Here is a 12843-nt window from a genome sequence, read left to right on the forward strand (position 1 = left end):
AAACCTTGTATCAGTGTAACCGTCTAGATTGTGAAGCGGTGACTCAAACCGCTTCATTGTCTTTTTCTATGGTTTAGCCACTACTATCAGTGTGCTAGACTCTATCCAGATTCGATTTTTGGAGATCCCTAATGAAACCTATTCTACCTGACTACAGCCAATCGGGTGTGTTGATTGTCGGTGATGTGATGCTAGACCGTTACTGGTATGGCCCTACCGGTCGTATTTCACCAGAAGCGCCAGTACCTGTAGTAAAAGTAGAGAATAACGAAGAGCGCCCTGGTGGTGCAGCTAACGTGGCAATGAATATTGCTTCATTAGGCGGCCATGCTCATATCGTTGGTTTAACGGGTAAAGACGAGCCAGCACAAGTACTTAAGAACACACTGAGTGCGCTTAATGTGAACTGTGATTTTGTTGAGCTAGAAGATTACCCAACCATCACTAAGCTACGTGTGATGAGCCGTGGCCAGCAGTTGATTCGTCTAGATTTTGAAGACAAGTTTGAGAATACCGATCCTGAACTGGTTCTGTCTCGTATGGAGCAAGCGCTACCGAACGTGCGTTCTGTTATCCTGTCTGATTACGCTAAAGGTGCGCTTGAGCACGTACAGCGTTTTATTCAGAAAGCGCGTGCAGCAAATGTTCCAGTGTTTATTGACCCGAAAGGTGCGGATTTTGAACGCTACCGTGGTGCAACACTGCTAACACCGAACATGGCCGAATTTGAGCTGGTCGCGGGTAAAGTGAAGTCAGAAGAGGATCTCGTTGCAAAAGGCTTGGCTCTGATTGAAGAGTTTGACTTTGAAGCACTGCTTGTTACCCGTAGTGAGCACGGTATGACGCTACTGCGTAAGGGCCAAGAACCGTTCAACTTGCCAACACAAGCGAAAGAAGTGTATGACGTGACGGGTGCTGGTGATACGGTAATCTCGGTACTGGCGGCTTCTGTTGCTGCTGGTAAGCCACTTGATGAAGCGTGCGCACTAGCGAATGCAGCGGCAGGGGTTGTCGTTGGTAAGCTGGGTACTTCGACTTTATCTATGATTGAGCTAGCAGAAGCGGTACATGGTAGCCGAGATACAGATTACGGTGTGATTTCAGAGGCGGCTCTGATTGAAGCGGTAAAACAAGCTCGTGCTAAAGGTGAGAAAGTTGTTATGACAAACGGCTGCTTCGATATCCTTCATGCGGGTCATGTCTCTTACATGAACCACGCGGCAGAGCTGGGTGATCGCCTGATTGTTGCGGTAAACACGGATGAGTCGGTTAAACGCTTGAAAGGTCCTGGTCGTCCGGTTAACCCAACCGATCGTCGTATGGCGGTTCTTGCCGGTTTAGGTGCGGTAGACTGGGTAGTTCCTTTTTCTGAAGACACGCCACAGCGCCTAATCTCTGAGGTACTGCCGAGCATCCTCGTTAAGGGCGGTGATTACAAGCCAGAAGAGATCGCTGGTGGTGCAGAAGTGATCGCTGCAGGTGGTGAAGTGAAAGTGCTCAACTTTGAAGATGGTTGCTCAACCACAGAGATCATTGAAGCAATCAAAGGTGGTCGTGGATAAGCGCCTCACTTGATTTGATGTTCGATAAATAAAAATGCCGCTCGGTGAGCGGCATTTTTGTATTTGATATGTAGAGACCGATAAGCTCGCTCTTTATCAAACAATGTATTGAGTGATTAGCTCGCTGGTTTTAGGCCTGCGTTCACATCAACAATGTCTTGCTCGCTAAGTGTACCTACCGCTTGACGCAGTTGTAGTACGCTTAGGATGTAGTTGTAACGTGCGTCAGATAGGTTTTTGTTCGCATCGTACAGACGACGAGTTGAATCAAGCACGTCAACGATAGTACGAGTACCGACATCGAAACCGGCTTCTGTCGCTTCAAGTGCAGATTGAGCTGAAACTACTGATTGTTCATAAGCACGTAGCGCACCGATCGATGCACTGATGTTGTTGTTGAACGCGCGAACGTCCTTAACAACACTGCGGTAAGTCGCTTCAAGATCTTCACTCGCTGCTACGTAGTTGTATTCAGCCTGCTTAGTCAGCGAGGTTGTATTGCCACCTGTGTATAGGGGCACAACTAGGTTTAGACCAAGGTTTAAGCCGTCTTGATCGTAATCTTCAGAGCTGTTCGACTGATCAGCTAGAGAGTAGCTACCATCAAGCGTTAGGCTTGGAAGGTGACCAGAGCTTGCTAGCGAGATGTTGTCTTTCGCGATGTCTTGAGAGATACGAGCAGCCAATAAGCTTAAGTTTTTCTCTTGTGCTTGTTCAACTAGTGCTACTGCTGACTCTGAAGACTTGCTTGCTGAGAAGCGGTCAGTATCAAGGATGCTTAGATTAGAGTGCTCTTGACCGGTGATCTCACGTAGACCTTCGTAGTTGTTAGTCAGTGTGTTTTCAGCCAGAACTTCATCTGCTAGTACTGCATCGTACTGCGCTTGCGCATCGTGTACATCAGTGATCGCTGATAGACCGACTTCGAAACGCTGCTTAGTTTGCTCGAGTTGACGAGCAACTGCTGCTTTCTCTGCACGGACGAACTCAAGGTTGTCTTGTGCACGCAGTACTTCAAAGTAAGCCGTCGCAACACGAAGGATCAGACCCTGCTGTTCTGCCGCGTAAGCTGAATCAGCTTGACGTGCTGTTTTTTCAGCTGTGTCTAGAGTAATCCAAGAAGAGCGTTGGTAAAGCTCTTGCGTGAATCCTACACCAACACCCCAACTGTTATTGTCGAGGTTTGCGTTGTTTCCTGAATCATAATCACGGTCACCACGGTTGATGTCGTAGTTCGCAGTTAGGTTGATTTGCGGTAGTAGTGTACTACGGCTAGAGGTGACGGCTTCAAAAGCGGCATCACGCTGCGCAGCTGAACGAAGAAGTGTTGGATCGTTTTGTTTTGCTTGGTCATATACTTCGGCTAGCGTATCAGCAAAAGCTGATGAACTCAGACTGCCAATTGCCGCACTGATAAATAGTGGAAGCAGTTTTCTCATTTTCCTATTCCTGCCTTAAGAGAATTTTTCTTTAACAGAGTTTAACTCAGTTTGATGGTAATTTACTCGAAACTTTGCACTTTTTTACCTTTAACTGTCCACTTGTGCAATATTTATTTTCAGATACTTAAATTTAATTATAAATTTTGTATAAAAAGTTGAACCTAGACCTTGGTAGTTAACTCGTACAATGAGTAAACTATAAAGATCACTGAGTGAGGTGCTAAATGCAACAGTATGACAATCAACAACATGAGTTTACTCCACAAGACGTGGAAATTGTCTCAAAAGAAACGCTCTTTCATGGTTTTTTCAAAATGGTCAAATACACCTTTCGACATAAGTTGTTTGAAGGCGGGTGGAGTAAGCCAATAGAACGTGAAATGTTTGAGCGTGGACATGCTGCGGCACTGCTACCTTACGATCCTATTCGAGATGAGGTGGTGATTGTCGAGCAGATCCGAGTCGGGGCGCTTGAGCATGAGAACCCTTGGCAATATGAAATTGTCGCGGGGATCATCGACACCGATGAATCGTCGGAGCAAGTCGCCCGTCGAGAGGCTGTTGAAGAAGCTGGCGTTGAAGTGACTCATGTTTTGCCGATTACCTCATACTACCCATCATCAGGTGGTTGTTCTGAGAAGCTGGATGTCATGGTGGGCTGCGTTGATGCTACCACGGCTAGAGGTGTACATGGACTCGACTACGAAGGTGAAGACATTCGTGTTCAGGTGATGAGCCGTGAACAAGCTTATCAATTGGTACAGCAAGGTGTGTTCGAAAATGGTGCTACTATTATTGCTTTACAATGGTTGCAACTGAACTACTTGGATTTACAGTCAAAGTGGAAAGAGTGACGCTATGCCGAATATAGCGGTGAAAAAGCCGTATCATGTTGATCTTGCTGAATTGATGCGAGTGTATGAAACCAATTACGCAAAATTGAACGCGCTGCTGCCTGCTGAACATCAGGTGGGCGACGTGCGTTGTTATCAAGCGGTTAACATGGTGTATCAATTGACAGTGAATGAGGTCACAAAATACACCACATTAATAGACATATGTCAGAGTGATGAGATGCCAGTATTCCCTTTGCCAAAAATGTCTGTCAGGCTATATCACGACGCTCGCGTTGCAGAGGTATGTACCAGTGGAGACTTCTCGAGAGTCAAAGCGAAATACGACTACCCAAACACCAAGCTTTTGCAAAAAGACGAGAAATTTCAACTCAATAAGTTTCTTGGCGAATGGTTAACGTTTTGTTTAAAAAATGGAATCAGTCGCACACCTATTACGCTGAATTAGCGTACGTTTGAATACTTTGAAGATCTAACAGTAACGTATCTGGATTTGTTATTTTGGAATTATCACACACTTCAAAATTAGATGAGAGCAGCATTAAGTTAGTGCAACTGACCGACACGCACCTCTTTGCGCCAAGTAATGGCAGCTTGCTGAGCATCAACACAGAAGATAGCTTTCGTGCTGTTGTCGATGGCATTGTGAACCAAGGTTTTGAATATGAAGCGGTTCTAGCGACGGGTGATATCTCTCAAGATCACAGCGCAGAGTCTTACCAAAAATTTGAGGCTGGCATTCAGCCTTTAGAGAAGCCTTGTTACTGGTTGCCAGGTAACCACGACTATAAACCCAACATGGGCAGCGTTATCCCATCGGCTCAAATTCAATGTGTTGAGCATGTGTTGCTTGGAGAGCATTGGCAGATGATTCTGCTTGACTCCCAAGTTGTCGGGGTGCCACATGGTCGTTTAAGCGATCAACAGCTTGAGCTATTAGAACAGAAATTAACGGAATATCCGCACAAGCACACACTCGTTCTACTGCATCATCATCCGTTATTGGTCGGCAGCGCTTGGCTTGACCAACACTGCTTGAAAGACGCAGAGCAGTTCTGGGATGTCGTCTCGCAACATGACAACGTTCGTGGCGTTTTATGTGGTCACGTGCACCAAGATATGAACCGAGAGCATCTAGGTGTGCAGGTGATGGCGACACCATCGACGTGTGTTCAGTTCAAGCCAAACTCGGACGATTTTGCACTTGATACGCTAAGTCCGGGCTGGCGAGAGCTTGAGCTTAAACCAAACGGTGAGATTGCAACCGAAGTTCGTCGACTTGAACGCGGCCTATTCACACCTGACTTCAACGCCGAGGGTTACTAATGCCAGCTGCTGCGTCAACAAATAAGCCTTCAATGCTGCTTTATATCCACGGTTTTAATAGCTCATCGCATTCGCATAAAGCGAATGTGATGGCCGACTACTGTGCTGAACATCGTCCGGATATCAAAGTGGTGACGCCACAATTGCCTAGCTTCCCAGCTCTGGCTGCCGCTCATCTTAAAAACATTGTTGAAGAGTACAAAGAGCAGTACCAAATTGCGTTGGTGGGCAGCTCATTAGGCGGTTATTTATCGACGTGGCTAAATGCGCATTATGGGTTTAAAGCGGTTGTGGTTAATCCAGCAGTGAAACCTTATGAGTTGTTGGCCGATTACCTCGGTGAACAGGTCAATCCATACACTAATGAACATTATGTTTTAGAGGAAAAGCACATTGATGAGCTCAAACAGCTCGACGTGGCCTCTATTTCCGAGCCAAATGATTTTTGGCTACTACAACAAACAGAAGATGAAGTTTTAGATTACCGTCAAGCGGTGGCTAAGTTTCAAGGAGCGAAGCAGACTGTAGAAGAGGGTGGCGACCACAGCTTTGTCGACTTTGAACGTTACCCTCAAAAGATAATTGAATTTCTAGCCTTATAAGGTGTCGCCTCAGCCGCAACATCTTATCTTTTTTGCCTGTTATTTCATCTATCAGTGGTGAAATATCATAGTTTGGTGTCATAGTTTTTGAACGTGCTTGACATCAAACCGCTGCTTCCAGACTATATTCCCCAATACTTTCGCTCGTTCGCTCTGCTGTGAGGGTTCACGGCAACTAACGCGGTTATATCGAATTAGAGCCCAGCGAACAGACGTAAATTTTTTGAGTAAACTCCGTATTATGACTGAACAATATAATGCAAAAGACCTCGAGGTTCTTGAAGGTCTCGACCCGGTTCGACACCGTCCGGGGATGTATACAGAGACTGAAAGGCCAAACCACTTAGCCCAAGAAGTTATCGATAACTCTGTGGATGAAGCATTGGCTGGCCATGCGAAGAAGATCAAAGTGGTCTTGCATGCTGATCAATCTTTAGAAGTGGTGGATGATGGTCGTGGTATGCCTGTCGATATTCACCCAGAGAAAGGCATCTCAGGTGTTGAGCTGATCTTAACTAAGCTCCACTCAGGTGGTAAGTTCTCAAACAATAACTACAAGTTCTCAGGTGGCCTACACGGTGTAGGTATCTCGGTGGTGAACGCACTCTCAAAGCGCGTTGAAGTTACTGTTCGTCGTGACGGTCAAGTTCATGAAATTGCATTTGAAAACGGCGTTGCTGTCACCGACCTAACTGTTACTGGCTCATGTGGCCTGCGTAACAGCGGTACATCAGTACATTTCTGGCCGGATGCTAAGTACTTCGATAGCTCTAAATTTTCTGTGCTGCGCTTGGTAAATAACCTGCGCGCGAAAGCTGTTCTATGTCCAGGACTCGAGATCACTTTTAGCGATAAGGTGAATAACGAAGAACATAAATGGTTCTACGAAGATGGTCTAAAAGACTACCTTGCAGAGGGCGTGAAGGGCTACACCCTACTACCTGAAGAGCCGTACATCGGTGAGTTCACAGCTGAAACTGAAATGGCAAACTGGGCGGTGATCTGGCAGCCAGAAGGCGGTGAGATGATCACTGAGAGTTACGTGAACCTAGTACCGACCAAGCAAGGTGGTACTCACGTAAATGGTCTGCGCCAAGGTTTATTGGATGCGATGCGTGAGTTCTGTGAATTCCGCAACTTGTTGCCGCGTGGTGTTAAGCTAACCGGTGATGACATCTTCGATCGCTGTTCATACGTGTTATCGGTGAAGATGCAGGACCCTCAGTTTGCAGGTCAAACCAAAGAGCGTCTCTCTTCTCGTCAAACCGCTGCGTTCGTATCTGGCGTTGTGAAAGATGCATTCAGCTTGTGGTTGAATGAAAAACCGCAACTGGCTGAACAGCTAGCGGAAACCTGTATTGCCAATGCGCACCGTCGTATGCGTGCCAGCAAGAAGGTGGTACGTAAGAAGGTAGCATCAGGCCCAGCACTACCAGGTAAATTGACAGATTGTTCAGTTCAAGACTTAAACCGCACTGAAATTTTCTTTGTGGAAGGTGACTCGGCGGGCGGTTCAGCAAAACAAGCTCGCGACCGTGAGTTTCAAGCTGTGATGCCACTGCGTGGTAAGATTCTTAACACATGGGAAGTATCTGCTGACCAAGTTCTTGCATCTCAAGAAGTACACGATATCTCGGTGGCTTTGGGTATCGACCCAGACAACGATGACCTATCTGGCCTACGTTACGGTAAGATCTGTATCCTTGCCGATGCGGACTCGGATGGTCTGCACATTGCGACTCTGCTGTGTGCCCTGTTCACTCGTCACTTCCGCTCTTTGGTTGAAGCGGGTCATATCTATGTGGCTATGCCGCCTCTGTATCGTATCGACTGTGGCAAAGAGGTGTTCTATGCCCTTGATGACGATGAGAAAGATGGTGTGCTAGAGCGCTTATCGAAGAAGAAAGCCAAGATCAACGTACAACGATTCAAAGGTCTGGGTGAGATGAACCCACTTCAGTTACGCGAAACTACTATGGATCCAAATACTCGTCGTCTGGTTCAGCTAACGATTGATGACAGTGAAGCGACCAACGAAATGATGGACATGCTGCTAGGTAAGAAGCGTGCTGATGATCGCCGTTCATGGCTACAAAACAACGGTGATTTGGCCGAGGTATAATGAATGTCTAACGAAATTACTTTTGATGGCGTTGAACAATTGCCAATGCGCAAGTTCACCGAAGATGCCTATTTAAATTACTCAATGTACGTGATCATGGATCGTGCATTGCCTTACATTGGCGACGGTCTTAAGCCTGTACAGCGTCGTATTATCTACGCGATGTCTGAGCTTGGCTTATCAGCTGCGTCTAAATACAAGAAGTCGGCGCGTACCGTTGGTGATGTACTGGGTAAGTACCACCCACACGGCGACTCGGCGTGTTACGAAGCCATGGTATTGATGGCACAACCGTTCTCTTACCGCTACCCATTGGTCGATGGTCAAGGTAACTGGGGTGCTCCGGATGACCCGAAATCATTCGCTGCGATGCGTTATACCGAAGCGAAATTGTCTAAGTTTGCTGAGGTTCTGCTTGGTGAGTTAGGCCAAGGTACGGTTGAATGGCAACCAAACTTTGACGGCACGATGAAAGAGCCGCAAATGTTGCCTGCGCGCTTGCCTCATATTCTGCTTAACGGTATCACTGGTATCGCGGTAGGTATGGCAACAGATATCCCGCCACATAACGTGCGTGAGATTGCCGATGCGACCATTAAACTTATCGACAGCCCGAAAGCGGAACTGTCGGAAGTGATGGAGCATGTGAAAGGTCCAGACTACCCAACCGAAGCTGAGATCATCTCTCCGAAGTCAGATATCGAGAAGATCTACAAAACGGGTCGTGGCAGCATCAAGATGCGCGCGGTTTGGCACAAAGAGGGCTCTGATATTGTTATCACTGCTCTGCCTCACCAAGTATCCGGCGCTAAGCTCCTAGAGCAAATCGCTAACCAGATGCGTGCTAAGAAGCTACCAATGGTTGATGATCTGCGTGATGAATCCGATCACGAGAACCCAACGCGTATCGTTGTGGTTCCTCGCTCGAACCGTATCGACTGTGATCAGTTGATGAGTCACCTGTTCGCTTCGACAGATCTTGAGAAGAACTTCCGTGTTAACTTGAACATGATTGGTCTAGATAACCGTCCTCAAGTGAAAGGTCTTGTTCAGATCTTAAAAGAGTGGATTGAGTTCCGTCGTACAACAGTACGTCGTCGTCTACAGCACCGTCTTGATAAAGTGCTAGCGCGCTTACACATCTTAGAAGGTCTTTTGGTTGCTTATCTCAACCTTGATGAAGTGATTGAGATCATCCGAACTGAAGACGATCCTAAAGCAGTGCTTATGGAGCGCTTTGGTATCACAGAGATTCAAGCAGACGCAATCCTAGATACCAAACTTCGCCATCTTGCTAAGCTGGAAGAGATGAAGATCCGTGGCGAGCAAGATGAGCTAGAGAAAGAGCGTGAAAAACTAGAGAAGCTACTCGGCTCTGAGCGTCGTTTGAACACTCTGATTAAGAAAGAGATTCAAGCGGATGCAGATAAGTACGGTGATGATCGTCGTTCTCCACTGGTTGAGCGTGCAGAAGCGAAAGCGCTGACAGAGCGCGACCTTGTACCGAGTGAGCCAATCACTGTGGTACTTTCTGAGAAAGGTTGGATTCGCCATGCGAAAGGGCATGACGTGGACCCAGAAGGCTTGAACTACAAGTCCGGTGACAAATACCTTGCGAGTGCGCGTGGTAAGAGTAACCAACAAGCCGTATTCCTCGGCAGTGATGGTCGCAGCTACTCACTTGAGTCTCACTCTCTGCCTTCGGCGCGTAGCCAAGGTGAGCCGATTACTGGCCGCTTGAATATCAATGCGGGCAGCTCGATCCGCCAAGTCGTGATGGGTGATGATGATCAGCTATGGCTGGTGGGCTCTGATGCCGGTTACGGCTTCGTATGTAAAGGCAGTGACCTGTTGTCGAAGAACAAGAGCGGTAAGGCTCTGGTGAACTTGCCTCAAGCATCTGAAGTCATGCTACCAAGTCCGATTGAAGATCTAGAGACCAACGAGATTTTGGCGATTACTAACCAAGGTCGTATGTTGCTGTTCCCAATTAAAGACCTGCCTCAATTGAGTAAAGGTAAGGGTAACAAGATCATCAATATCCCATCAGCGAAAGCCAAAGAGCGTGAAGAGTTTGTTTCACACCTAATGGCTATCCCTCAAGGGACAACGCTGACGCTGTATGCGGGTAAGCGTAAGCTTGGCTTGAAGCCGGCTGATCTGGATAACTTCCGCGGTGAGCGTGGCCGTCGTGGTGGTCTACTGCCAAGAGGTCTGCAGCGCGTGACTCGTATCGACATTGAGAGTGACGAGTAATCTTAAACAGCTTTATAGATAATAAAAACCCAGCCTTGAGCTGGGTTTTTGTTGTTTGCAATCTACTGAGTGTTAGTCGTAGAGTAGTCTAATTTAACTAGCGCTTGTCTTCTGCAATTGTGACCTTAAGGGTTTTATTCTCACCTTGGCGAAGTATGCCCACATCGACCACTGTGCCAGGTCTTAGGTCGGTAACGATATCCATAACACTTTGGCGTCCATTGATCTTGGTGTTATCGATACTGATGATGATATCTTGAACCTCGAATCCTGCATCAGCAGCGGGGCCTGTAGGATCGATCCCGAGCACCACAATGCCACCAATGTTTTTGTTGCCTAATAAACGAGAAGTCACCGAGTTGATGTCTTGTCCATCGATACCGATATAGCCACGAATCACGCGACCATCGGCAATGATCTTCTGCATGATCTTGTTCGCCAATCCATAAGGGATAGCAAATGAGATGCCGTAGGTTTCCATGTCAGTCGCTTGTTGGAAAGAAGCGGTGTTAATACCGACCAGTTCACCTTGCGAGTTGACGAGTGCACCACCTGAGTTACCCTCGTTGATCGCTGCATCTGTTTGAATGAAGGCTTGATGGCGGTCAGCACTGATCGACGAACGGCCAGTTGCGGAGATGATGCCAAATGTCGTCGTCTGGCCAAGGTTATATGGGTTTCCTATCGCGAGTACGATGTCGCCGACATTAGCTTCGTAATTTGGGTTTAAAGGAATCACAGGAAGGTTGTCGCCGCTGACTTGTAGTATGGCGATATCAGTTCTTTTATCTGAACCCACTAACTGTGCAGCAGCAGCGCGACCATCTTGCAGGGCGACGACAACTTGGTCTGCTTGAGCAACCACGTGGTAGTTGGTAATGATGTAACCTTTCTCACTGACAATAACGCCAGAGCCTAAACCCTGAGTGAGCAGTTTATTACGATCGGATTCATCGTATTTTCGGCTATAGATATTGACGACCGCAGGCGCTGCGCGTCGAACTGCATCATTGAATGACAGTTGCAGTGAACCGATATTGCTTACCTGCTTACTCGCCGCTTCAGTGACAAAGTTGGGTCTAAGCTGTGGGAAAGCGACAAGAATAATCAGTGCTGATACTAATCCAAGGGAAATTGAACGAAATAGAAAGGACAGCATGTTTCCCTCTTCGGCAGGTAAGGTATAAAGCCTCCACACATGGGTGACCAGTTTGAGTTACTTGTGAAGCATAGCATTTTGATTCATCTAAATAAAAGGGCAGGCTGATTAAGTTCTATACGAACTTGTTCAACCTGCCCTCAATAATAGTGATTAATTGTTAACGAATCACTAGGTAAATGGTTCTTGGACCGCGTTGGATATTGAGCGCCAATACGCCTGGGTTCTTCTCAACGATTGATCTGAACTGTGCTAAGTTCCTAACTGTTTGACGGTTCACACCGATAATGATGTCGTCTGGCTTAAGTTGATATGCTTCAGCAGGTGAGCCTTTGGCTACACTTGATACTTTAACGCCTTTTACTGGGTCACTATCATTGGTGTTAGTCAGTTCTGCACCCGTTAAGCCTTCATGCAGTTTTTCTGCTTGAGTTTTACTATTGGTTGATTCACCAAGTGTGACGTCGAAAGTTTTATTTTTACCATCACGAACAACGCCTAGCTCAATCTCTTTGCCTGCACCGAGAGTGGCGACTTTAGCTCTTAGTTCGCTAAAGGTATCAATGCGCTTACCATTGATGGCCACGATGATGTCGCCAGCTTGTAAGCCAGCTTTATCTGCGGCGCTGTCTGGAACCACTTGACTTACAAATGCCCCTTTACTTGACTCGTAACCCAGTGCCTCCGCTAATTCTGAAGTGATTTCGCCACCTTGAACACCAAGCATGCCGCGTTTCACCTCACCAAACTCTAAGATTTGGTTGGTTAGGTTACGCATCATATTAGATGGGATTGCAAAGCCGATACCGACGTTGCCACCATTAGGGCCAAGGATTGCTGTGTTGATACCGATCAGCTCGCCATTGAGGTTGACCAATGCGCCGCCTGAGTTACCGCTGTTAATAGCCGCATCGGTTTGGATGAAGTTTTCAAAATTTTCGAGATTAAGGCCACTTCGACCGAGTGCTGAGACGATACCGGATGTCACTGTCTGACCTAAACCAAATGGATTACCGATAGCAACACTGAAGTCACCAACACGAAGCTGGTCTGAGTCAGCAAAACGGATCTCAGTTAGGTCTTTGACTTTTTCGAGTTTGAGTAGGGCAATATCAGACATTTCGTCACCGCCAATCAACTCAGCATCGTATTCACGTCCGTCATGCAGTTTTACGCGGATCTCGTCTGCGTTATTGATAACGTGATAGTTGGTAACGATATGCCCTTTCTTGGCGTCGATGATGACACCAGAGCCTAACCCTCGGAATGGGCGCTCTTGTGCTTGCTCTGGGCCAAAGAAGAATTGGAACTGTTCTGGGATGCGTTGACGTTGAACTTGTTTACCTTCCACTGCAATGCTGACGACCGCGGGGGTAACTTTCTCAAGCATTGGCGCAAGGCTAGGTAGTTGTTGGTTATCGACACTTAATGGTAGTGCCGCAGTTGCCTGAATCGGTGTGATGATGGAACTTAAGCTTAAAGTCAGTACCGATAAAGCAAGCAAAGGTTTTTTCATCATA

The 12843-nt window shown here is 47.0% G+C and carries 10 protein-coding genes; 7 read left to right on the plus strand and 3 right to left on the minus strand.

The window, feature by feature from the left end; genetic code table 11:
- Positions 1 to 131 precede the first annotated feature (131 nt).
- Positions 132 to 1562: a bifunctional D-glycero-beta-D-manno-heptose-7-phosphate kinase/D-glycero-beta-D-manno-heptose 1-phosphate adenylyltransferase HldE gene (gene hldE / locus vsple_RS02135; protein ID WP_255231492.1), complete on the plus strand. Its 1431-nt coding sequence runs from the start codon at positions 132 to 134 to the stop codon at positions 1560 to 1562.
- A gap of 116 nt (positions 1563 to 1678) precedes the next feature.
- On the opposite strand, the gene tolC is transcribed toward hldE, so the two are convergent.
- Positions 1679 to 3001: an outer membrane channel protein TolC gene (gene tolC, locus vsple_RS02140; RefSeq protein WP_255231491.1), complete on the minus strand. Its 1323-nt coding sequence runs from the start codon at positions 2999 to 3001 to the stop codon at positions 1679 to 1681.
- 227 nt (positions 3002 to 3228) lie between these two features.
- Here tolC and nudF point away from each other — a divergent pair, with 227 nt between their 5' ends.
- From nudF to parC, 6 genes are all read left to right on the plus strand, one after another.
- Positions 3229 to 3858 carry an ADP-ribose diphosphatase gene (gene nudF, locus vsple_RS02145; protein WP_261882550.1) on the plus strand — a complete coding sequence of 210 codons (630 nt, stop codon included), beginning with the start codon at positions 3229 to 3231 and terminating at the stop codon, positions 3856 to 3858.
- 4 nt (positions 3859 to 3862) lie between these two features.
- Complete coding sequence (locus tag vsple_RS02150; RefSeq protein WP_261882551.1) at positions 3863 to 4306, plus strand: DUF1249 family protein; 444 nt, start codon at positions 3863 to 3865, stop codon at positions 4304 to 4306.
- A 53-nt stretch (positions 4307 to 4359) separates the two neighbouring features.
- The gene (gene cpdA, locus vsple_RS02155; RefSeq protein WP_261882552.1) at positions 4360 to 5184 is read left to right on the plus strand and encodes a 3',5'-cyclic-AMP phosphodiesterase; all 825 of its coding nucleotides are present in this window, start codon (positions 4360 to 4362) and stop codon (positions 5182 to 5184) included.
- Complete coding sequence (gene yqiA / locus vsple_RS02160; protein WP_261882553.1) at positions 5184 to 5786, plus strand: esterase YqiA; 603 nt, start codon at positions 5184 to 5186, stop codon at positions 5784 to 5786. Before cpdA ends, yqiA begins: the two co-directional genes overlap by 1 nt.
- Before the next feature lie 241 nt (positions 5787 to 6027).
- Positions 6028 to 7908 carry a DNA topoisomerase IV subunit B gene (gene parE, locus vsple_RS02165; protein ID WP_032553096.1) on the plus strand — a complete coding sequence of 627 codons (1881 nt, stop codon included), beginning with the start codon at positions 6028 to 6030 and terminating at the stop codon, positions 7906 to 7908.
- A gap of 3 nt (positions 7909 to 7911) precedes the next feature.
- Positions 7912 to 10164, plus strand: a complete 2253-nt coding sequence (gene parC, locus vsple_RS02170; protein WP_261882554.1) for a DNA topoisomerase IV subunit A — start codon at positions 7912 to 7914, stop codon at positions 10162 to 10164.
- 97 nt (positions 10165 to 10261) lie between these two features.
- On the opposite strand, the gene degS is transcribed toward parC, so the two are convergent.
- Complete coding sequence (degS, locus tag vsple_RS02175; protein ID WP_261882555.1) at positions 10262 to 11323, minus strand: outer membrane-stress sensor serine endopeptidase DegS; 1062 nt, start codon at positions 11321 to 11323, stop codon at positions 10262 to 10264.
- Positions 11324 to 11483: 160 nt separating this feature from the next.
- Positions 11484 to 12839 carry a Do family serine endopeptidase gene (locus vsple_RS02180; protein WP_255231772.1) on the minus strand — a complete coding sequence of 452 codons (1356 nt, stop codon included), beginning with the start codon at positions 12837 to 12839 and terminating at the stop codon, positions 11484 to 11486.
- Positions 12840 to 12843 lie beyond the last annotated feature (4 nt).

It is taken from the genome of Vibrio pelagius (assembly GCF_024347575.1).
GTDB lineage: Bacteria > Pseudomonadota > Gammaproteobacteria > Enterobacterales > Vibrionaceae > Vibrio > Vibrio pelagius.

Bases quoted from the DNA above. Each gene is read 5' to 3' on its own strand.
- hldE (WP_255231492.1), top strand. From the start codon at position 132: ATGAAACCTATTCTACCTGACTACAGCCAATCGGGTGTGTTGATTGTC.
- tolC (WP_255231491.1), bottom strand. From the start codon at position 3,001: ATGAGAAAACTGCTTCCACTATTTATCAGTGCGGCAATTGGCAGTCTG.
- nudF (WP_261882550.1), top strand. From the start codon at position 3,229: ATGCAACAGTATGACAATCAACAACATGAGTTTACTCCACAAGACGTG.
- vsple_RS02150 (WP_261882551.1), top strand. From the start codon at position 3,863: ATGCCGAATATAGCGGTGAAAAAGCCGTATCATGTTGATCTTGCTGAA.
- yqiA (WP_261882553.1), top strand. From the start codon at position 5,184: ATGCCAGCTGCTGCGTCAACAAATAAGCCTTCAATGCTGCTTTATATC.
- parE (WP_032553096.1), top strand. From the start codon at position 6,028: ATGACTGAACAATATAATGCAAAAGACCTCGAGGTTCTTGAAGGTCTC.
- parC (WP_261882554.1), top strand. From the start codon at position 7,912: ATGTCTAACGAAATTACTTTTGATGGCGTTGAACAATTGCCAATGCGC.
- degS (WP_261882555.1), bottom strand. From the start codon at position 11,323: ATGCTGTCCTTTCTATTTCGTTCAATTTCCCTTGGATTAGTATCAGCA.
- vsple_RS02180 (WP_255231772.1), bottom strand. From the start codon at position 12,839: ATGAAAAAACCTTTGCTTGCTTTATCGGTACTGACTTTAAGCTTAAGT.